At 67.2% G+C, this 21,196-nt stretch carries 21 protein-coding genes; 3 read left to right on the forward strand and 18 right to left on the reverse strand.

The genetic code is table 11. The features are described 5' to 3' along the window. Window positions 1-288 precede the first annotated feature (288 nt). Window positions 289-1,410 (forward strand): alanine racemase, encoded by a 1,122-nt coding sequence (alr, locus tag ACPTTF_RS26685; RefSeq protein WP_423368881.1) that lies wholly within the window; start codon window positions 289-291, stop codon window positions 1,408-1,410. Between the two features lie 147 nt (window positions 1,411-1,557). Here alr and ACPTTF_RS26690 read toward each other — a convergent pair whose 3' ends face one another. The 4 genes from ACPTTF_RS26690 to ACPTTF_RS26705 form a co-directional block, all read right to left on the reverse strand. Continuing rightward, window positions 1,558-2,352: an enoyl-CoA hydratase gene (locus ACPTTF_RS26690; protein ID WP_423368882.1), complete on the reverse strand. Its 795-nt coding sequence runs from the start codon at window positions 2,350-2,352 to the stop codon at window positions 1,558-1,560. 141 nt (window positions 2,353-2,493) lie between these two features. After that, window positions 2,494-2,946 (reverse strand): DUF3592 domain-containing protein, encoded by a 453-nt coding sequence (locus ACPTTF_RS26695; protein WP_423368883.1) that lies wholly within the window; start codon window positions 2,944-2,946, stop codon window positions 2,494-2,496. 10 nt (window positions 2,947-2,956) lie between these two features. Further along, window positions 2,957-3,541 (reverse strand): hypothetical protein, encoded by a 585-nt coding sequence (locus ACPTTF_RS26700; protein ID WP_423368884.1) that lies wholly within the window; start codon window positions 3,539-3,541, stop codon window positions 2,957-2,959. A gap of 188 nt (window positions 3,542-3,729) precedes the next feature. Further along, window positions 3,730-4,635, reverse strand: a complete 906-nt coding sequence (locus tag ACPTTF_RS26705) for a LysR family transcriptional regulator (RefSeq protein ID WP_423368885.1) — start codon at window positions 4,633-4,635, stop codon at window positions 3,730-3,732. A gap of 90 nt (window positions 4,636-4,725) precedes the next feature. Between ACPTTF_RS26705 and ACPTTF_RS26710 the strand changes: the two genes are divergently transcribed. Beyond that, window positions 4,726-5,256 (forward strand): DMT family transporter, encoded by a 531-nt coding sequence (locus tag ACPTTF_RS26710; protein WP_423368886.1) that lies wholly within the window; start codon window positions 4,726-4,728, stop codon window positions 5,254-5,256. 40 nt (window positions 5,257-5,296) lie between these two features. Here ACPTTF_RS26710 and ACPTTF_RS26715 read toward each other — a convergent pair whose 3' ends face one another. The 13 genes from ACPTTF_RS26715 to ACPTTF_RS26775 form a co-directional block, all read right to left on the reverse strand. Then, the gene (locus ACPTTF_RS26715) at window positions 5,297-5,662 is read right to left on the reverse strand and encodes a response regulator (RefSeq protein WP_031401467.1); all 366 of its coding nucleotides are present in this window, start codon (window positions 5,660-5,662) and stop codon (window positions 5,297-5,299) included. Window positions 5,663-5,697: 35 nt separating this feature from the next. Beyond that, entirely contained in the window at window positions 5,698-6,657 is a 960-nt protein-coding gene (locus ACPTTF_RS26720; protein WP_166953346.1) for a chemotaxis protein CheX, read from the reverse strand. A gap of 42 nt (window positions 6,658-6,699) precedes the next feature. After that, window positions 6,700-7,281: a hypothetical protein gene (locus ACPTTF_RS26725; protein WP_423368887.1), complete on the reverse strand. Its 582-nt coding sequence runs from the start codon at window positions 7,279-7,281 to the stop codon at window positions 6,700-6,702. After that, window positions 7,278-8,006, reverse strand: a complete 729-nt coding sequence (locus tag ACPTTF_RS26730) for a methyl-accepting chemotaxis protein (RefSeq protein ID WP_423369886.1) — start codon at window positions 8,004-8,006, stop codon at window positions 7,278-7,280. Before ACPTTF_RS26730 ends, ACPTTF_RS26725 begins: the two co-directional genes overlap by 4 nt. Window positions 8,007-8,028: 22 nt before the next feature. Next, window positions 8,029-10,401, reverse strand: coding sequence for an MCP four helix bundle domain-containing protein (locus ACPTTF_RS26735; RefSeq protein ID WP_423368888.1), 2,373 nt, complete (start codon window positions 10,399-10,401; stop codon window positions 8,029-8,031). 451 nt (window positions 10,402-10,852) lie between these two features. Beyond that, complete coding sequence (locus tag ACPTTF_RS26740) at window positions 10,853-12,583, reverse strand: cation acetate symporter (RefSeq protein WP_423368889.1); 1,731 nt, start codon at window positions 12,581-12,583, stop codon at window positions 10,853-10,855. Next, window positions 12,580-12,888, reverse strand: a complete 309-nt coding sequence (locus ACPTTF_RS26745; protein WP_166953354.1) for a DUF485 domain-containing protein — start codon at window positions 12,886-12,888, stop codon at window positions 12,580-12,582. Before ACPTTF_RS26745 ends, ACPTTF_RS26740 begins: the two co-directional genes overlap by 4 nt. A gap of 157 nt (window positions 12,889-13,045) precedes the next feature. Next, window positions 13,046-14,056 carry a succinylglutamate desuccinylase gene (locus ACPTTF_RS26750; protein WP_423368890.1) on the reverse strand — a complete coding sequence of 337 codons (1,011 nt, stop codon included), beginning with the start codon at window positions 14,054-14,056 and terminating at the stop codon, window positions 13,046-13,048. Between the two features lie 51 nt (window positions 14,057-14,107). Beyond that, window positions 14,108-15,301, reverse strand: a complete 1,194-nt coding sequence (locus ACPTTF_RS26755; RefSeq protein ID WP_423368891.1) for a pyridoxal phosphate-dependent aminotransferase — start codon at window positions 15,299-15,301, stop codon at window positions 14,108-14,110. Between the two features lie 53 nt (window positions 15,302-15,354). After that, the gene (locus ACPTTF_RS26760; protein WP_423368892.1) at window positions 15,355-16,050 is read right to left on the reverse strand and encodes an ABC transporter permease; all 696 of its coding nucleotides are present in this window, start codon (window positions 16,048-16,050) and stop codon (window positions 15,355-15,357) included. Between the two features lie 49 nt (window positions 16,051-16,099). Next, window positions 16,100-16,816, reverse strand: coding sequence for an ABC transporter permease (locus ACPTTF_RS26765; protein WP_026045383.1), 717 nt, complete (start codon window positions 16,814-16,816; stop codon window positions 16,100-16,102). A gap of 55 nt (window positions 16,817-16,871) precedes the next feature. Beyond that, entirely contained in the window at window positions 16,872-17,669 is a 798-nt protein-coding gene (locus ACPTTF_RS26770) for a transporter substrate-binding domain-containing protein (protein WP_166953363.1), read from the reverse strand. Between the two features lie 71 nt (window positions 17,670-17,740). Beyond that, entirely contained in the window at window positions 17,741-18,547 is an 807-nt protein-coding gene (locus tag ACPTTF_RS26775; RefSeq protein ID WP_423368893.1) for an ABC transporter ATP-binding protein, read from the reverse strand. A 238-nt stretch (window positions 18,548-18,785) separates the two neighbouring features. Between ACPTTF_RS26775 and ACPTTF_RS26780 the strand changes: the two genes are divergently transcribed. Further along, complete coding sequence (locus ACPTTF_RS26780) at window positions 18,786-19,442, forward strand: TetR family transcriptional regulator C-terminal domain-containing protein (RefSeq protein ID WP_347814730.1); 657 nt, start codon at window positions 18,786-18,788, stop codon at window positions 19,440-19,442. Between the two features lie 118 nt (window positions 19,443-19,560). Here the strand turns inward: ACPTTF_RS26780 and ACPTTF_RS26785 are convergent, their stop codons facing one another. Further along, window positions 19,561-21,159, reverse strand: coding sequence for a 5-guanidino-2-oxopentanoate decarboxylase (locus ACPTTF_RS26785; protein WP_423368894.1), 1,599 nt, complete (start codon window positions 21,157-21,159; stop codon window positions 19,561-19,563). Window positions 21,160-21,196 lie beyond the last annotated feature (37 nt).

A 21,196-nucleotide genomic window follows, 5' to 3' on the forward strand; every position in this document is an offset into this window, starting at 1 on the left:
TCCTTTATGATTACATTGATCAATGACAAGATCGCCGAGAGCTTAGCATTGCGTCGCGCTGTTCGCGCACCGCTTTTCTAGACGGGAGACTCGGCTGCGCGGCCCACAGACAGCCGCGGCCAGCCAGATCAGACACACAAATTTCCACCAAATCGTCGACAAATACGTTAATTAAAACTGGTCGAACACCAATAAGATAGCGCTCGACACTGGCCCGGCGCGTTTCTGCGCCGAGCTGCCGAACCCGCGCCGCCGCGCGCCGAACGACATCCGATCCGAGACATCGCCATGCCCCGTCCCATCGTCGCCCATATCCGCCCTGACGCCATCCGCCACAACCTCGACTTCATCCGCCGCACTGCCGCGCAATCGCGCGTATGGGCCGTGGTCAAGGCCGACGCATACGGTCACGGCATCGAGCGGATCTACCCGGGCCTCGCCGCTGCCGACGGTATCGCGCTGCTCGACCTCGCCGAAGCCGTGCGCGTGCGCGAGCTCGGCTGGGACAAGCCGGTGCTGCTGCTCGAAGGGATCTTCGAGCCGGCCGACGTCGAGCTGGCCGATCGTCACCGCCTGACGGTGGCCGTGCACTGCGACGAGCAGCTCGACCTGCTGATCGCGGCAAGGCCGCAGCAGCCGATCGACATCCAGCTCAAGATGAACTCCGGGATGAACCGGCTCGGCTACCGGCCCGCCGCGTTTCGTGCCGCGTGGGAGCGTGCTGCGAGCGCACCGTCGATCGGCAAGATCACGCTGATGATGCATTTCGCGAACGCCGACGAAGGCGAAGCCGACTGGCAGCTCGAACAGTTCGATGCGGCCACGGCGGGGATTCCGGGCGAGCGCTCGACGTCGAACTCGGCAGCCGTGCTGTGGCATCCGCACGCGCACCGCGACTGGGTACGGCCCGGCACGATCCTGTACGGTGCATCGCCGACAGGTGCGTCGCGGGATATCGCCGACACGCCGCTGATGGCCGCGATGACGCTGACGAGCAGGATCATCGGCGTGCAGACGCTGTCGCCGGACGAAACCGTCGGCTACGGCCGTCGCTTCACGGCCGACCGGCCGATGCGGATCGGCGTCGTCGCGTGCGGCTATGCGGACGGCTATCCGCGCCACGCCCCGACCGGCACGCCGATCGCGGTGGACGGCGTGATGACGCGCGTCGTCGGCCGCGTGTCGATGGACATGCTGACCGTCGACCTGACGCCGTGCCCGAACGCGGGCATCGGTTCGAGTGTCGAGCTGTGGGGCGACCAGGTGAAGGTGGATGACGTGGCGGAAGCCAGCGGCACGATCGGCTACGAGCTGATGTGCGCGCTCGCGCGCCGCGTGCCGGTCGTGATCGTGCCGCCCGGTGCGTCGAGCGAACAGCCGGCGCTGCGGACCGGAAGCTACGGGCGCTGACCCGGGGCGAGGCGGCGGCGCGCTATCACGTCGCAGTACGTGCCGCTTCGCTTGCAGGCTGCCTCGGGCAGCCCGTTTGCTTTCCGGTGTGCGGGAAAGGCGCGGGTTACGGCCCTTCCGCTTCCTTCGCCCGCCTGCGACGACGCACTACGAGCGCCACGTCGGCTTGCGCTTCTCGAGGAACGCGTCGATCCCCTCGCCCGCATCCTCTTCCATCATGTTGCGCGCCATCACGTCGCCCGCAAACGCATAGGCTTCGTCGAGCGGCAGCTCGCGCTGGCGGTAGAACATCTGCTTGCCGTACCGCACCGCGGCCGGACTCTTCGCGACGATCTCGGCGACCTTGCGTGCGACGGCCGCGTCGAGCGCATCCTCGGGCACGGCCTCGTTGACGAGCCCCCACGCGGCGGCCGTCGCCGCATCGACGAAGCGCCCGGTCACGAGCATGTCGAACGCGCGCTTCGCCGTGACGTTGCGGCTCAACGCAACAGCCGGCGTCGAACAGAACAGCCCGACGTTGATGCCCGATACCGCGAAGCGCGCGGTATCGGCCGCGATCGCCAGGTCGCACGCGGCGACGAGCTGGCAGCCGGCCGCCGTCGCAATGCCCTGCACGCGTGCGATCACCGGCACCGGCAACGCGCGCATCGCGAGCATCACGCGGCTGCACTGCGCGAACAGCGTGCGGTAGTAGTCGAGCTCCGGCTTGCTGCGCATCTGCCGCAGGTCGTGGCCTGCGCAGAACGCCTTGCCTTCGGCGGCCAGCACGACGCAGCGCACGTGCGGATCGACCGCCAGCGTGTCGAATGCATCGTGCAGGCTCGCCAGCATCGCCTCGGACAACGCGTTGAATTGCTGCGGACGGTTCAGGCGCAGCGTGACGACGCCGTCGTGCGCGTCGCGCAACAGGATCGGCGCGGCAGTCTCTTGATCGGATTCCATGATGTTCCGCTCGTCGGGGTTCGGCAGGATGCGATGCGGCGCGAGCGCGCGGCGATGATGCACGCACGCTCGCGGCACGGTGTTGAAATGGTCCTCCACATTCCGTGCGGCGTCCAGTCGCGGCGCAGCGGGCTCAACCGCTCACGCGCGCTTGCGCCTGCTGCGCCACGCGCGCACGCCCGAGCGCAGTTGACCGACGCCGCCCAGGAAAAAGACGGTGCCCATCCCGCCTATCATCAATACGTCCCCCCAGATCGCACCGAACGTATTCAGCCGCGCGCTCATCCTGGGCTCGTCGGGCGTGTAGCGCACCTCGACGGCCGCGCCGTCCTGCTCGCTGACCTCGCCGCCCTGCGCGTATTCGACCTGCTCGCCCGCGAGCGTCGTGAACGCGATCTCCGGATGATGCGGGCCCGCGTTCAGCTTGATGACGCGCCCCGGCACGACGATCGACGTCCGCAGGAATTCACGCGTCGACTGCGCGTACAGTGCGGTGCCGACCAGCATGCATGTGCCCAGCACGGTAAAGACGACGCCCTTGCCGATCAGCACCTCGACAGGTTGCGCGGCGGGGCGGCCGGGATCCGACACCATCGCGCCCACTCTACGGGCGTGACCGATCGAACGACACGTCGATCTTCGACTGCGTCTTGCAGCGATACATCACGCCGCGCCCCGTTTCGTCGGTCACGCCGTCATACGGACCGTTGCAGCCGGTGACCTTGTACTTCGCGAACGGAATGCGCTTGCCGTCCGTCGGCCGGACCAGCACCGGAATGCGCCCCGTCGAGCCGTCACCGACCGTGCGGATGAGCACCATGCGCGCCGCATCGATCGGCGCCGCCGAACGCACATAGGCCGTGCGCCCCTGCGCGTCGGTCGAGCCTTCGACTTCGAGTTCCTGGTTGCTCTGGGCCGCGCTCGTGTAAAGCACGAACGCATAGCGCGTGTTCGGCAGCACCTGTTTCGTCGCGGGATCGTGCAGCACGAAATAGCAGCCGTTGGCGCCCGTCCCGGTCGTTGCCAGTCCGTCGGCCTGCGTGGGATTGCACGTGTACGACGAACCGCTGTCGACGGCGGCCTGCGGTGCATTCTGCTGCCCGACGCCGGCGCACCCGCTTGCCAGCGCAGCCACCAGCGTCACACATGCGCCGCGCGCGAACGCTACCCGATCGATTTTGATTTTCATGGGAAGGTGTCCCGTTCCTGATTGTCGTGGATGCCGGGCGTGCTGCGCATGTCACGCAAGCACGCCGCCCTCGGCATCGGGCAGGATACGGACATCGCGGCGCGCTGTAAATTGCGCGCGGCCGGCCACGCCATGCGACCCGGGCCGGCAACGACCGTTCGCAAGCCCGCAATCAGCGTGAACCGGCCCTACCCCCCGCTCGCCACCCGCGCGATCGTCTGCCGCAACCAGATATGCGCGGCATCGCCGTGCCGCCGCGCATGCCAGTGCTGCGCGAACTCGAACGAATCGATCGGAAACGGCGGTTCGAACATGCGCAGGCGCGCATCGTCGCGCACGCGATCGAGATTGCGGCGCGCGACGGTCAGCACGAGATCGGTGCCGGCGATCAGGTCGTTCGCGACACCCCAGAACGGCAGGATCACCGCGATGTGCCGCTCGCGCCGCAGCCGCGCGAGCGCGCGATCGACTTCGTTGTCCATCCCGTCGCGCATCGCGACCAGCGCATGCGGCCGTGCGAGCCACGCATCGAGCGCGAGTTCGCCGCGACGCGGCAGGCGGCTCGCATCGGCCACGCACGCGAACGATTCGACGAACAGCGGTTGCGCGTGCAGGTCGCGCTGCAACGTGGGCAGCACGCCGAGCGCGAGATCGATCTCGCCGTCCATCAACTGCATCCGCATCGCCTCGCGCGTGGCCTGCGACACGATCAGCTCGATGCCCGGCGCGTCGGCGCGCAGCGTCTTCACGAGCGCCGGCAGCACGATCCGCGCGCCGTAGTCGGACATCGCGATGCGAAAGACGCGCGTGGCCGCGGACGGATCGAACGCCGGCGGCTCGATCAGCGCGCCGAGCCGGCCGAGGACGTCGTTCAGCGGTTCGACCAGTTCGTTCGCGCGCGCGGTCAGCTCGAGCCGGCCCGCGCGCCGCACGAGCAACGGATCGCCGAAGATTTCGCGCAGCCGCGCGAGCGCGTGGCTCACCGCCGGCTGGCTGCGGTGCAGCCGGACGGCAGTGCGTGAGATGTGTTTTTCGCTCAGCAGCGCATGCAGCGTCACGAGCAGGTTCAGGTCGATGCGGGACAGATTATTCATGAAAGAAATATGAAGCATCCGAAGAACGAATTTCCATTCGTGATCTTAATGGATAACAATCATTTCAATATCCTTTCACTACCGACCAAGATGACGACTTCCCTTTCCCTCGCCACCCTTCCGCTCGCCGTCGCGGCTTTCGTCGCCGGCGCGCTCGTGCCGCTGCAAGGCGGCAGCAATGCCGCGCTCGGGCGCGCGCTCGGCCACCCGTTGTGGGCGAGCGTCGCATCGCTGACGGTCAGCCTGCTCGCGGTACTGCCCGTGCTGCTGGCCACCCGCGCGAACGCGCCGCTCGTCGGCGACGCGCTGCAGCGCCCGCTGTGGATGTGGCTCGGCGGCCTCGCGGGCGTGATCTACATCACGCTCGCGCTGATCCTGACGCCGCGGCTCGGCGCGACGACCTTCATCGTCTGCGTCGTCGCCGGGCAAACACTCGCGTCGCTGCTGATCGACCACTACGGGCTGATGGGGCTCGCGCAGCGGCTCGCCACACCCGGCCGCATCGCGGGCGTCGCGCTGATCTTCGCGGGGATGATCGTCGTGCAATGGCAGACGCCCGCGCCACGCGTGCCGGCCGCAACCGGCGACGCGGCGGCCGCGCAACCCGAACCGCAGCGCTGAATGCGCGGGCGGTGGCGGGCGCGCACCGGCGCCCGGTGCGTCAGCCCGCGAGCTTCTTCAGCGCGTCGAGCACCGCGTCGCCCTTGAACGGCTTCACGATCCAGCCCTTCACGCCGGCGGCCTTGCCGCGCTCCTTCATCGCCGGGCTGCTTTCGGTCGTGAGCATCACGACGTTGACCGTCGCGTTCGCCAGTTCGCCGCGAATCTTCTCGACCATCGTCAGGCCGTCCATGTTCGGCATGTTCACGTCGCTGATCACGAGGCGCACGCCGGGCGTCGCCTTGAGCTTCGCGAGCCCGTCCTTGCCGTCAACGGCCGTCGCGACGTCGAGCCCGTGATTGCGCAGGAAGCCCGCGACCTCGTCGCGCACCGTGCCCGAATCGTCGACCACCAGAATCTTTGCCATGCTGTATTCCCCTTTCCTTGTTGCGACTTCAACATTCAAAACAGTTCGAGTTCACCCGATTCGACCATCGGCCCGACGTCCTGCACCGACTCGCGGAAATCCTCCGGCGACCAGCTCAGGCTGAACACGAAGCGCTGGTCGAGGCAGACGGAGCGCCCCGATGCCGGGTCGGTCATCCGGTACTTGAAGCAGAGCTGCGGACAGTCGCCGCCGAACGAGATGAACTTCTGCTTGTGATTGACGACGAGCGGCACCTGCACCGGATGGCGCGCCAGTGCCTCGGCGTCGCCGAGATAGCGGTTCTTGAACGCACCCCATACGAGGTTGGTGAGTTCGCCGAGCACGCTGTTCACGTCGCGGAAATCCGGCGCGCGGCCGGCGTCGCGCGTGCCGCCGATCATGTCGAGCAGCGGCTGCTCGCTCGTCTGCAGCAGCATGTAGCCGCGGCACCACGCGCTTTCGAGCGCGATCAGGCTGAACACTTCGCCGAAGATGATCTGGTCGCGCACGATGCACGGCGTTTCGTGCTCGATCGTCATGCCCGGGAACAGGCTGTCGATGCGCGCCTCCGTGATCTCCGAGATGCCGCGCACGAGTGCGTTCGGGTAATCGCGGCCGAACAGGTATTCGTCGATCGCGCGCTTGAGCGGCGTCATGTCGCTCGCAACGTAGGCCGCGCATGCGACGCGCGCGAGCGCCTCCGGCAGCCCGTCGCGCGATGCAAGCGATTCGCGGCGCAGGATGATCGGCAGCTCGGGGCGCAGCGCATCGATCTGCGTCGCGATGATCGCGCTCTCGGCCGGCGAGCCGCCGTAATCCTCGGCCAGCAGGATCGCACCGAGATCGATGTTCGAGCGCAGCACCTTCAGCAGCCGATTGCGCCGCACGGTCAGGCCGACCAGGTTGTGCTCGTCGCAGAAACGCTTGATCGCATCGGCGTGCGCGCGACTGTCGTCCAGCACGAGCACCTTGCTGACGGGTTGGTCTACGGTCATCTCAAGGGTTCCTAATGGTCGGTCAGGGTCGATCGGGATCGGTCAGAACAGTTCGAGCTCGCCGCCGGTTTCCATCACGGCCGTTTCCGGCACATGGAAATCGACCGGCGCGTTCGCGCATACACACAGCGTCGCGCCGACCCGCACGTCGCCATCGAGCGTCAGGTCGTAGGCGGTCACGTGATCGGGTGCAAGCGCGCTCAGGTAGTCGATGCTCGATCCGCTCAGCAGATAAGGCGTCGACATCCCCAGATCGGGAAACGACGCGGTGAGCGCCTGGTTGATCGCGCCGCAGCACAGGTTCGCGACTTCCATGAACGCTTCGGGCAGCGGCCGCTGGCTGCTCGCGCCCGCCGTCGCGCCGGCGAAATGGCGGCGCGTCGCATCGTCGTCGCTGAAGCGCAGCGCGAGCAGCAGGCGGAAATGCAACGCCGAGATCGTCAGCACCGCGACGTGCTCGGGCACCTTCGGCTTCGCGCGCGATTTCGCGTGCGCGTGATCGTGCCCGTCATGTGTGGGGCCGGCGGCCGGCCGGATGTCGCACGCGCCGCCCGATGCGAGCCGCGTGCGCGCCGCGTCGAAGAAAATCCGCTCGAAGCCCGCTTTCGCCTGCGCGCCGATCACGCCGCGCCTCCTTCGATCCGCGCGTGCAGTTGCCCGGCCAGCGTCTCGACGGTCGCCAGCGCGGCCGTGATCATCTTGCCGCCGGCCTGGATATCCTGGAACGTCGCGGCCGTCACGAGATCGTTGCGGTTCAGGCTGTCGCGATAGCTGTTCGACAGTTGCTGCGAGCGCGCGGCCAGCCCACGCACCTCGCTCGCGACGATCGAGAAACCGCGCCCGGCCGTGCCGGCGCGCGCCGCCTCGATCGACGCGTTCAACGACACGATCGACACGTGCGCGACGATCGCCGACAGCTCCTGGTTCTTCGCGCGCATGTCCTGGTTCTGCGTCGTCAGCGAGATCATCTGCTCGTGCCAGCGCTCGAAGGTGCCGGCGAGCCCGCGCAAGCGTGCAGCCTCGTCGGCGATCTTCATCGCGTGCTGCGCCAGTGCGGTGCGATCGGCCGACAGCGCCTGCAGCGCGTCGCGCTGCGTGCCGGTCGCGGAAGTCTCGCGCGCCAGCGCATCCTCGAGCTGCGCCTCGCGCTGCGCCCAAGCGTCGGCCGCCTCCGCATGCGCGGACGCCGCCTGTTCGGCACGCTCGTCGGCCGCGTCGAGCGCGCCGCGCAACGCGTGCGCATCGTGCGCCAGCGCCGCGACGAGCCGCTTGCGCGTCACGCGAAATACGAGCGCCGCCACGACTGCGACGACAGCGCCGCCCGCCAGTGCGGCGGCCATCTGGATCATCCACGCCTGCACGATCACTTCGTCACTCCACTGCGCCGATGTCCGCGCTGTGCGCGCGCTCGTGAGCGGCACCGTCCGCCGCGAAGCGGGCCGGCAGCGACACGATCGTCTCGAACGCGCGATACGGCGCGCCGACGCGATCGTCGGTGAAGCGCAGCGCGATATCGCCGCCGTCGCGCTTCAGGAAGTTGCGCACCGCGTCCATGCCGACACCGCGCCCCGACACTTCGGTCACGGCACTCGCGGTCGAGAAGCCCGGCCGGAAGATCAGCTCGGCGACCGCGTCGTCGGACAGCGCCGCGTCGTGGTCGGCATCGATCCAGCCACGCTCGCGCGCGATGCCGCGAATCCGGTCGAGCGCGAGGCCACGACCGTCGTCGCTCAGCACGAACCACAGCTCGCCGCCGCCCACGCCGACCGCGATGTCGATCGTGCCGGATGCCGCCTTGCCGGCCGCACGCCGTTCGTCGGACGATTCGATGCCGTGGTCGATCGAATTGCGCAACAGGTGCATGAACACGTTCTTCAGCGTCGCGGCGATTTCGCTGCGCACGCGGTGGCCGTGGCTGTCGATATGCACGACGGGCGCCGGCTTGCCGAGTTCGGCCGCGAGCGACGGCAGCGACTCGATCACCCCACCGAGCGCATCGCCGATCCCCTGCGTGCCGAGCTGGCTCAGCATGCGGCGTACGGCATCGCGTGCCGCGTGCCAGTCGGCCGCGTTCGCCGGATCGGCACCGTCGAGCACGCGCAGGCTCTCGCTGATGTGCGCGCGTTCGACCATCAGGAAGTCGGCACCGCCCTGCGTCGCTTCGCCGCTGCGGCCCAACGTGACCGCATTGATCGTCGCATAGTGCTCGACGGCGTCGCGCACGCGGGCCAGGTCGTCCATCAGCGCGTCGCGGTTCCACTCGGGGCCGCCGTCCGCGCGGCGCAGCGAGTCGTACGCCTGCTCCGCCTCATGAACGATGTTCGTCAGGTGCTGGAGGCTGTACGTGCGTGCATTGCCCTTGATCGTGTGCATGTTGCGGAACAGCGCCGCGACGATCGAGTGATCGGCGCGCTCGTGCTGGCGGATCATCCGCTCGTTCTCGCTGAGGAAGCCCTTCGCGCTGTGCACGAAGTCGTGGAACTTGTCCTGGCTGATCGACAGGATCTCGCCGATCATCTCGAGGCGGCGCTGCTGCTCGCCGGCCTGCGCGGTCAGCTCGCGAATCTCGGTCACGTCTCGCACGCACAGCATCAGGCGCACGACCGTGTCGGTCTCGTCGGTGATCGCCGACCAGCTCAGGTCGAGCCACTTCTCGCGGCCGTCCGGCATCCGCTTCGCGACTTCATTCACCAGCAGGTGCTCGTTGAACTCGAAGTTCATGCTGTCTTCGCCGAGGCAGGCGTGCACCGCTGCATCGACCTGCGACCGCGCGTCGGCGCCGATCGCCGAATCGTCGAACACGAGCGCCATCAGGTCGCGGCCGGCGATGTCGTTCGTCTCGAAGATGGTTTCGAGGTACGCCGAATACTCGGCATGCACGACGCCGCCTTCGACGACGGTCAGGATCCCCTGCTGCATGTTTTGCAGCATCGCCTGGATGTCCGCCGTCTTCTGCTTGAGCTGCGCGGCGTTCTCCTGGATCTTCTCGATCATCCCGTTGAACGCGACGATCGAATGGCCGATTTCGTCCATCCGGCCCACCGGCACGCGGCGCGTGAAATCCTGGCTCGTCGCGATCTCGCTCATCGCCGTCTGCATCCCGATCAGCGGGCGCGTGATCTGGCGATACAGCAGCAAGCCGAGCGCGGTCAGCAGCACGATCACCGTGCCGGCGACGCCCGCGATCGCGGTCGCCGTCGTCGAGAGCATCCCGTTCAGCGCGCTGATCGCGACGTCCTTCTGGCGGTTCTTCTCGACGCGCAGCGTGTCGACGATGCTTTCGAGTTCGTCGCGATACTGCGCGACGTTCGCGAACAGGTACGCCTGCGCCATCTCGGGCTTGCCGTCGGCCTTCATCTTCACGGTGTCGTCGATCGCCGCGAAATAGTTCACGGCGCTGTCCTTCGCCTGCGACACGAGCCCGACCTGCGCCTGGCCGACCGCCGACTTCGCCTGCACGTCGAGTGCGGCGCGCAGCGCGGCCTGTTTCGCCTTCAGCTCGTCGCGCGCCTGGGCGGCAGTATTCGCGTCGGGCGCGTAGACGAGCGTCATCGTCGCGATCTGGATGTTCTTCACATCGGCGACGACATCCGCCGACGCGAGCGCGCTCGGCACGATTCCCTGGGTGACCTGGCGCACCTCGGACGCGCTCTTGCGCGTCTGGTACACGGCATAGATGCCGATCGCGGACAGCGCGAAGAACGTCAGGACGACTAGCAGCGTAATGCGATGACGGATGGTCATGAGTACAGCTCCCCGCAGCGATCCGGCTTCGATCGCCCTTTGGTCTATTGAAAGAATGTGAGCGCCGAATTATCGGGGATGGTGTATGACGCTCCGATGACCGGAAATCAATTGTTCATCGATAAAAACGAAATGAATAATTGCGGCGAAAGAACCCTAAAGTATTGCCGGGATCTGCCGTTAACCTCATGCCTAAAGGCTTCGAGCCGTGCTGCTGCGCGGCCGAAAAATCCGGGATACGAATATTCTATTTTTATTTGTTTTATCCGCGAATTAACCGCAATACGGTTTTCGTAAAACGTTTGCGCATTATCGGCGAATCCGGTCGAATTCGCGATTTTTCATTGCCGGCGAATCATTCGACGGACGGATGAAACGATACCGCCCGCCCCGGGGCCGGCGATGCGATCCACTGCATCGTCGGCCCGGGGCGGGCGTGGCCTGCTGCCGGTCAGTGGCTGCTGGCGCGGGTCGCCCCCAGCCCCGTTTCCGAACGCACCTGCTGCGCGGCGAACGCACCCTTCTCCGCTTTCGCTCGCGCGCTCGTGTCGAGTACCGAGAACAGCCACACGCCCACGAAGCCGATCGTCATCGAGAACAGCGCGGGCGACGTGTACGGGAACCACGCCGAACCCTTCGGATAACCGAGCGTTGCCTCCCACACCGACGGCGACACGATGGTCAGCCCCACCGACGAGACCAGCCCCAGGAACCCGCCGATGACTGCGCCACGCGTGGTGCATCCCTTCCACATCATCGACAGGAACAGCACCGGGAAATTGGCCGACGCCGCCACGGCAAAGGCCAGCGACACCATGAACGCGACGTTCTGCTTCTCGAACGCGATGCCCAGCAGCACGGCGATCACGCCGAGCACCAGCGTCGTGATGCGCGACACCTTCAGCTCGTCGGCACTGTCGGCCTTGCCGTTCTTGAAGACGGTGGCGTAGAGATCGTGCGACACCGCGGAGGCGCCGGACAGCGTGAGCCCGGCGACCACCGCCAGAATCGTCGCGAAGGCCACGGCCGAGATGAAGCCGTAGAACACGTCGCCGCCCACCGTCTTGGCCACCAGCACCGCGGCCATGTTGGCCGTGCCCGCACCACCCTTGATCACGCCCTTGGCCACATCGGCCAGTTCAGGATTGGTCAGCACCAGCGTGATCGCGCCGAAACCGATGATGAAGATCAGCACGTAGAAATAGCCGATCCAGGTGGTGGCCCAGAACACCGACTTGCGCGCTTCCTTCGCATCCGGCACCGTGAAGAAGCGCATCAGGATGTGCGGCAGGCCGGCGGTACCGAACATCAGCGCCATGCCGAACGAGATCGCCGAGATCGGATCCTTGATGAACCCGCCCGGCGACATGACCGACAACCCGATACGCGTCGCGTCGTCCGGCGACTTGCCCGCGTTCGCGGCAATCGCGGTCTTGACCTCCACGGCATGGGCGAACAGCGCCTCCGGGCTGAAGCCGTACTGCGCGAGCACCATGATCGCCATGAACGTCACGCCCGCAAGCAACATGCACGCCTTGATGATCTGCACCCAGGTGGTGGCGGTCATGCCGCCGAACAGCACGTAGACCATCATCAGCGCGCCGACGATGACGACGGCCACCCAGTAGTCGAGACCGAACAGCAGCTTGATGAGCTGCCCCGCGCCCACCATCTGCGCGATCAGGTAGAACGCCACCACCACCAGCGTGCCGACCGCGGCGAAACTGCGGATCGGCCCCTGCTCGAAGCGGTAGCCCGCGACGTCGGCGAACGTGAACCTGCCGAGGTTGCGCAGCCGCTCGGCCATCAGGAACGTGATGATCGGCCAGCCGACCAGAAAGCCGATCGAGTAGATCAGGCCGTCGTAACCCGACGTCATCACCGCGGCGGAAATACCGAGGAAGGAGGCCGCCGACATGTAGTCGCCCGAGATCGCCAGCCCGTTCTGAAACCCGGTAATGCCGCCGCCGGCCGTATAGAAATCCGCGGCGGAACGCGTGCGGGATGCCGCCCACTTGGTGATCCACAACGTCCCTGCCACGAACAGCGCAAACAGGACGATGGCCGTGGTGTTGGTCGCCTGCTTGGCGGTCTGCCCGACATCGCCGCCGCCCGCGACGGCCACGCCGCAAGCGCTCGCGGCCAGCAGCGCGACCAGCATCGTCGAAAGTGTCTTCTTCATTGGGCGACGTCCTGCAGGATGTCCTGCGTCAGTTGATCGTATTCGTTGTTGGCGCGGCGCACGTAGATGCCGGTGATGACGACGGTGAACACGATCACCGCCATGCCGATCGGCACGCCGACACTCGTCACGCCGGTGCTCACGGGCTTCGCGAGAAACGACTTGTCGAATGCGATCAGTGCGATGTAGCCGTAGTACACGATCAGCATCAGCACGGTCAGGCAGATGCCGAGCGTGTTGCGCCGCCGCTTGAGCAGCGCATACTTCGGATGCGCTTCGATTTTTTTGACCAACCCGTCATGCATCGCCTGTCTCCTGGTTTGCTCTTGTATGAGTCAGGCGATTCTGAACAGCGAAGCTGACTGCGCGCTTACTCGATCATTCGCGGGCAGCATTCCGGGCACTATGGTTTTCCCTAGCGGTGCCGGGTGTGGCGACAGCATGGCCGGCCCGCGTCACCGCTCATGGATCGAGCGCGCCGCCCGACCAACCGGCCGACGGCCGCGAACCCGTCAGCTTCAACGCGACATCGCCCTGCGCGACCAGCCGCTCGCGGTTGCGCGTGACGATGCGCCCGGCCTGCGGCGCGACCAGCACATGCTCGCTGCCGGGCACGCCAGGATGCGCGACGATCCGCGCGACGCGCTCGCCGGCCTCGACCGTCGCACCGAGTTCGCGTTCGTAGACGAGCACGCCCGACGCGGGCGCGATGATCGTTTCCATGTGCGCGATCGGTATGGCCTCGCCATGCCAGTCGGGCACGCCGGGCGATTCCGCGATCACGCCACGGCCGCGCAGGAACGCGAGCACGCCGTCGGCGTCGCGCTCGGCTAACGCGTCCGACACGTCGGACTGCCCGCGCAGCTCAACGGTCGCGACGAGCCGGTCGCGCAGCCCGCCGTCGCGCATCCAGTGCGCAGCGACGGCACCTTCGAACGCGCCGTCTTCGTCCTCGTCCCACAGGATCGCGACATCGGCGCCGAGCGCCGCGACGAGGTCGCGTCCGGCTGGCCACAGGTCGCGATGCAGGTACACGTACGGCAGCGCCTCGGAATCGGTATGGAGGTCGAGCACGATATCCGCAGCGCACGCGGCGGTGAGCAGCGTGCGCTGCCACGCAGCGAACGTCGTCGCGGGCCGGCGCGTCGCCGCGGATTCGTGGAAATGCCGGTTGAAATTGCGGTGTGTCGCTTCGTGGAAGCGGCCCAGCAGCCGCCCCTGCCGGAATTGTGCGAGCCCGAGCGGGTTGGCCTGCGGCACGACCGTCACCGTGCCGCGCAGCACGCCGCGATCGTGCGCCGCGCACAGTTGCGGCAGCAGCCGGTGCAGCACGAGCATGCCCGCGATCTCGTCCGCATGCACGCCAGCCTGCAGGTGCACGCGCGGCCCGTCGCCGGCCGACAACCGCCATGCGCGGATCGCGAGCGGCTGCCCGTTGTCGCCCGGCACCTGCCAGGCAAGCGTTTCGATCATCGTCTTTTCTCCTTCAGGACCGGCGCGTCATTCACGGTGATTCACGGCGATTCACGAAGTCGAGTGCGAACCGGAGTCGAGGCTTGCGACGAACGCGGCAATGCGCTCGCACGCGTCGGTCAGCCGCGCGTCGTCGACGACGAAGCCGAAGCGCACGAAACCCGACGCGGTGTCGCCGAACGCGCTCGCGTCGAGCAGCGCGACCTGCTTCGCGCGGAACAGCCCCCACGTGAACGCATGCGCGTCCAGCCCGGTGCCGCGCACGTCGACCATCATGAACATCCCCGCCTCCGGCAGCAGGCAGCGCAGCCCCGGCACGTCGCGCAGGCGCGCGTACGCGAGATCACGGCGGCGTCGGTAGAGTTCGCGCATGTCCGCGACGATCGCGGCCCGGTTGTCGAGTGCGGTGATGGCCGCCTGCTGGATGAAACCCGGCAGCCCGTACAGCATGCACAGCGCGAGCCGCTCGGCGTGCTCGATCAGCTCCGTCGGGCCGATCGCCCAGCCGACCCGCCAGCCCGGCATCGCATGGGATTTCGACAGGCTGCCGAGCGTCACCGTGCGCTCGGCCATCCCCGGCAGCGACGCGATGCTGACCATCTCGCGCTCGAACGTCAGCGCCGCATACACCTCGTCGGACACGACCCACAGATCGCGCTCGCAGGCGAGCCGTGCGATCCGTTCGAGGTCCGCGCGCGGCATCACGACGCCGGTCGGGTTGCATGGCGTCGCGAAGAAGATCGCTTTCGTACGCGGCGTCACGGCCGCTTCGAGCGCGTCGAAGTCGAGATGAAAACCGCGCGACGCGTCGACGGGCACCGGCACAAGCGTCGCGCCCGACGCGCGCACGCTCGCCTCGTAGGTGAGGTACATCGGCTCGGGCACAAGCACTTCGTCGCCGGCCTCGCACAGGCACATCGCCATCGCGAACAGTGCGTTCTGCGCACCGGCCGTCACGATCACGTGCTCGGCGCCGACTGCCTGCCCCGACGCTTTCGTGTGCTCGCGCGCGATCGCCCCGCGCAGTTCGGCGCGGCCGCGCACTTCGCTGTAATGCGTGTCGCCACCGCGCAGCGCTTCGACCGCACGCTCGACGATCACGTCGGGCGTCGAAAAATCGGGATCGCCGACGCTCAGGATAATCGCCGGCTCGCCGGCCGCGACCGCCTGCTGCGCCGCGTAATGTATGTCCCATGCGCTCGTGCGCTTGCCCTGCAGGCGATCGACCAGCTTCGAATAGTTCATGCATCCTCCATCGCGCGGCGCCCGTCCGGCTGCCGCGCCGTCAGTGGGTTCATTCAGCGCGGCGTGCGCACGGGCACCCGCCGCTCGAGCCGGCCGAACGCGCGCTCGATCACGAACGCGAGCGCGACATAGATCACCGCGATCGCCAGCAGCGGCTCGTAGGTCCGCAGCGTCTGCGCGCGGATGTAGTTCGCGGCGCCGAGCACGTCCATCACCGCGACCGTCGACGCGAGCGCCGTCGATTTCAGCAGCATCACGGTCTCGCCTGCCAGCGTCGGCAACAGGATCTGGACCGCACGCGGCAGCCATACGCGGCGCGCGATCATCGACGGTCGCATTCCCATCGCGCGCGCGGCCTCGATCTCGCCCTTCGGCACGCCGCGCAAGCCCGCGCGCAGCACCTCGCCGACATACGCGCCGACGCTGATCACGAGCGCGAACGCGACATACCAGAAGCCGTCGCGCAGGAACGGCCAGAACACGCTGTCGCGCAGCGCGGGCCAGCCCGCGAACAACGAGCCGACGCCATAGTAGATCAGATAGATCTGCACGAGCAGCGGCGTGCCGCGTATTACCTCGGTGAACCCCTTGCTCACGCGCGCGATGATCGGGTTCGGCGACAGTCGCGCGAACGCGACGGCGATCGCGAGCGCGAAGCCGAATACGGCCGAGATGACGAGCAGCTTGACGGTGGTCAGCACGCCGAGCAGCAGCAGCGACCCATAAGAAGACAGTACGCTCAGATCCATGACGTTGATCCGGTTCGATGGGAAAGCATGCGAAAAGGCGCGGTGCGGCTCACGATGCCGGCATCCAGCGGCCGAAGCGACGCTCGATTTCGCGGAACAGCACACCCGACAGCGACGTGATCGCGAAATACACGGCCGCCACCATCAGGTAGTAGTGCATGTACTCGCGCGTCGAGCCGGCCGCCTGCTTCGCGGTGTAGAGCAGCTCGCTGTAGCCGACCACGCTGATCAGCGCGCTGTCCTTCACGAGGATCAGCCACAGGTTCGCGAAGCCCGCCAGCGCGTACGGCGCCATCGCCGGCAGCGTCACGCGCCGGAACACGAGCCCCGGCGGCGCGCCGAACGCGCGGCCGGCCTCGATCTGCCCGTACGGGATCGCGAGGATCGCGCCGCGGATGATCTCCGCCGCATACGCGCCCTGCACGATGCCGAGCACGATCACCGCCGCCGCGAAGCCGTTGACCGCGACCGGCCCGACGCCGATCGCCGTCATCAGCAGGTTGATCGCGTCGGTGCCCGCGTAATAGAGCAGCAGGATCAGCAGCAATTCGGGCACCGCGCGGCACAGTGTCGTGTATCCCTGCGCGATCCGTTCGAGCGCGCGCACGCCGGACAGCTTCGCGGCCGCGCCCAGCAACCCGAGCACGATGCCGACGACGAACGCGCCGAGCGAAATCTCGAGCGTCACGCCCGCGCCCTGCAGCAGCGCGACGCCCCAGCCGTCCGGGTCCATGCCCAGGTAGCTCACCCATCCCCAACCGTCCATGCCGTCTCCTCGTCCGTGCGTGCGCCGGTGTATCCGTGTGCCGGTAGCGGCGCGATCAGTGCGGCCAGAGGTCGATCGGGAAATACTTCTTCGCGATCTGCGCGTACTTGCCCGACGCATGCAGCTGTTCGAGCGCCTGGTCCATCTGCAGCTTCAGCGGCGCATCGGCCTTGCGCATTCCCGCGCCGACGCCGTAGCCGAAGATCGCCGGATCCATCTTCACGCTGCCGGGGCCCTTCAGCTCGAACGCCGAACCGTCCTTCGACTTCAGGAAATCGAGGATGCCGAGCTGGTCGAGATACATCGTGTCGATCCGGCCCGCGACGAGATCCGCGTTGCAGTCGTCCTGCGTGTTGTAGAGGCGCACCGTCGCGCTCTTGCCGTACGCCGTCTTGATGAACTCGGCGTTCGCGGTCGAACCCTGCACGCCGATCACCTTGCCCTTCAGCCCGTCGGGCGTCAGCGTGAGCTTCGCGTTCTTCGCGCCGACGAAGGTGCCCGGCGTCTCGTAGTACGGCCGCGAGAACGCGATCACCTTCTGGCGTTCCGGCGTGATCGACATCGAGTTGAAGATCACGTCGATCTTGTCGCTGAGCAGCGCCGGGATGATGCCGTCCCACGCGACTTCCTTGATCTCGCATTTCGCTTTCATCTGGTCGCACAGCGCGCGGATCAGGTCGGCCTCGAAGCCGCTCCATTGCCCGGTCGGACTCTTCATCAGGAACGGCGGATACGGTTCGGCAGCGACACCGAAGCGCAGCACGCCCGACGACGCATGCGCGGAACCGAGCGGCGCGAGCGCCGCGACGACGATACTGAACAGGCACAGCAGACTGCGTACGACACGTTTCATGGTCGGACTCCTTGCAGGAAAGATTCGGATGTGGCGAGCCGACCCGCGCGCTCGCGGGCGGCTCCGGTGATTCAGTGATGCTGCCGGTGCGCGTTGACGAACTGGCGGCAGCGTTCGCTCTGCGGCGCGTCGAAGATTTCCGTCGGCGTGCCGCTCTCCTCGACACGCCCCTGGTGCAGGAACAGCACCTTGCTCGACACGTCGCGCGCGAACGCCATCTCGTGCGTGACGAGAATCATCGTGCGGCCTTCGCACGCGAGATCGCGGATCACCTTCAGCACTTCGCCGACGCGCTCGGGATCGAGCGCGGAAGTCGGCTCGTCGAACAGCATGACTTTCGGCCGCATCGCCAGCGCGCGCGCAATCGCGACGCGCTGCTGCTGGCCGCCCGACAGGAAAGCCGGATAGACGTTGCGCTTGTCGGCCAGGCCGACGCGTTCGAGCAGTTGCTCGGCGCGCGCGATCGCTTCGGCGCGCGGTTCGCGCAACACATGCACGGGCATCTCGATCACGTTCTCGAGCACCGTACGGTGTGCCCACAAGTTGAAACTCTGGAAGACCATGCCGAGCCGGGTGCGGACCCGCTCGACCTGGCGCGCATCGGTCGGCACCGTACGCCCCTTGCGGTCAACTTTCAGCCCGATCTCCTCGCCGTCGACGACGATGCGCCCGCGGGTCGGCGTTTCAAGCAAGTTGATGCAGCGTAGCAGCGTGCTCTTGCCCGATCCGCTCGCGCCAATCAGCGAGATCACCTCGCCTTCGCGCGCGCTCAGCGACACGCCCTTCAACACTTCCAGGTCGCCGAACCGCTTGTGCAGATCTTCCACCTGCACACGCTCCTCGACGTCCGCTTTCACGCTTTCCACCCGCGCCAACATGTTGTCTCCTGTGTCGAATTCTCACGCTCGTCCCGTGCAGGATCGCAGCGTCTTGTTGAATGGCCGACCAACCTCATGCGGAGTCGAGTATAGGTGCTGTTGAACAATGGTTCAACAGTTTTAAAATAATCCAGAGCAAGGGTTTTCGCGGGTTTCGCGACGCTTTCATCACCGTAATTGAACAAGCGTCCGGCACTCCCCTATAATCGGTACCATAACGATTCCGTAAGGTCACCACGTGAAAAAGACTCCTGGCACGGCACCGGTTCAGGCACGCAGCCGCGGCATCCGAGAAACACCCGCGGTGCGTCAGCAATCGATCATCGACGCGACGATGCGCTGCATCGCGCGCTACAGCTATTCCGAGACCACGATCGACCGCATCTGCGTGGAAGCGAAGGTCTCGCGCGGGCTGATCAATCATCATTTCCAGTCGAAAGACGAACTGATGGCGCAGACCTACAAGCGGCTCGCGACCGACCTGCTCGACGTGTCGCGCGCGGCGGCCGCGAACGCAACGGGCCCCGAGGAAAAGCTCGATGCGATCATCAAGGTCTGTTTCGCCGCGCCGGTGTTCGCGCCGAAGAACGTGAAGGTATGGCTCGGCTTCTGGAGCGTCGCGCACAGCGACCCGGTGATCCGCAAGGCACACAAGGAGCTGTACAGCGGCTACCGGCAAGCGCTGAAGAAGCTGTTCGACCAGATCGCGGAAGTGCGCGGCGGCACCGTCGACAGCGATCTCGCCGCGCTGACGCTGACGGCCGTGATCGACGGCTTCTGGCTGGAGCTGGCGCGCGACCCGACGTCGTTCACCGCGCAGGACGCGCTGACGGGCTGTCTGCGCGTCGTCGATACGTTCCTCCCGCCGCCGAAGACGGCCCGCAAGCGGGCGTAACCGGCTCAGGGCCTGTTCACGCCGATAACGGGCTTGCGCTGGCCCTGACGCGCGCACGCGCCGCCGGGCACCGGCGGCGGCAACGACGGCCTCGCACAACGCGAGGCCGTTCGTCCTTTCAGGCCGCGCGGATCTCGATCAGGTACGGCGCGTCGTGGGCCGCCGCTTCGCTCAGCGCACCGGCCAGCGACGCCCCCTCTTCGACCCGCTGCGCCCCCCACCCGTACGCGCGCGCGATCGCGACGAAATCCGGCGTGTGCAGATCCACGCCGACCGGCTCGACACCCACGTCGACCATCGCGCGCTTGATCTCCCCGTACCCGCCGTTGTTCAACAGCACGACGATCACGCGCGCGCGATGCTGCACCGCGGTGCCGAGCTCCGCGAGCGTGTACTGGAACCCGCCGTCGCCGGCCACGCAGACGACCGGACGAGACGCATCACCGAGGCTCGCACCCACGGCGGCCGGCAGCCCGTAGCCGAGCGAGCCGAATCCCACCGATGCGTTGAACCAGCTGCGCGGGCGCGGCGCCGCGAAGCCGACGTTGCCCGCATAAACGATGCGCGTCGAATCGCCGACGATCGCCGCATCGGGCAACGCATCACGCACGCTGTCCAGCAGCGCGAGATCGCGCCGCATCTCGTCGTTCAGCTCCTGCCGCGCCGCCGCGCGGCATACCGCCGCGCGTTCGGCGCCGCCGTCCGCACGCGTGTGCGCATCGGCCGGCCAGAGGCGCCGGAATGCGCGCACGGTTTCGCCGACGTCGCCGAGCAGCGGCAGCGCGGGCACCGCGTTGCGGCACAGCTGCTGCGGATCGATGTCGATCCGCACGAGCGGCGCGGGCATCACGAAGCTGCGGGTCGCGTACAGATCGTAGTCGGTCGGCCCCAGCTCGGTGCCGAGCGCAACGATCAGGTCGCTGTCGCGCATCAGCGCGCGCACCGCGTCGCTCGACGCCGACCACGCGATGCCGAGCGGATGCGCGGGCGGCAGCACGCCGCGCCCGTTGATCGTCATCACGACCGGTGCATCGAGCGTTTCCGCGAGCCAGCGCACGTCGTCGGCCACATCGAGCGCGCCGCCGCCCGCGAGGATCAGCGGCGCGCGCGCGGCGGCCGCCTTTGCGCGGAATGCGTCGATGCCCTGGGCCGACGCGGGCCCCGGCGCGATGCGCGGCGGCGCGGCAGGCACGGGCGGCAATGCATCGGCCGGCGCCGCGAGCACGTCGAGCGGAATCTGGATGTGCACCGGGCGCGGGCGTCCGCCCGAAAACACCGCGAATGCACGCGCGATCGCCTGCGGCAGCGCGTCGGCGTGCGGCACCGTGTAGCTGAACGCGGCGACGTTCCCGGCGAACGCATGCTGGTCCGGTAATTCGTGCAGATGGCCATTGCCCGAGCCGATGTCGCCGGACACATTGACGCTCGAAATGACCAGCATCGGGATCGAATCCGCGTAGGCCTGCGCCATCGACGTCGCAATGTTCGTCATGCCGGGCCCGGTAATGACGAAACACACGCCCGGCTTGCCGGTCGCGCGCGCATAGCCGTCCGCCATGAAGCCGAGGCCCTGCTCGTGGCGCGCGCTCACGTGACGCAGCGTGCTGCCGGCCAGGCCGCGGTACAGCTCGATCGTGTGCACGCCGGGAATGCCGAACACCGTGTCGACGCCATAGGCGGCGAGCAGGTCGACGAGGTACATGCCTACTGTTTTCATATCGTTTCCATTCCTCAGAACAGGTTTCAGGATCGTG

Origin of the sequence: Burkholderia crassaminum, assembly GCF_964265005.1 — a bacterium.
Classification (GTDB): domain Bacteria; phylum Pseudomonadota; class Gammaproteobacteria; order Burkholderiales; family Burkholderiaceae; genus Burkholderia.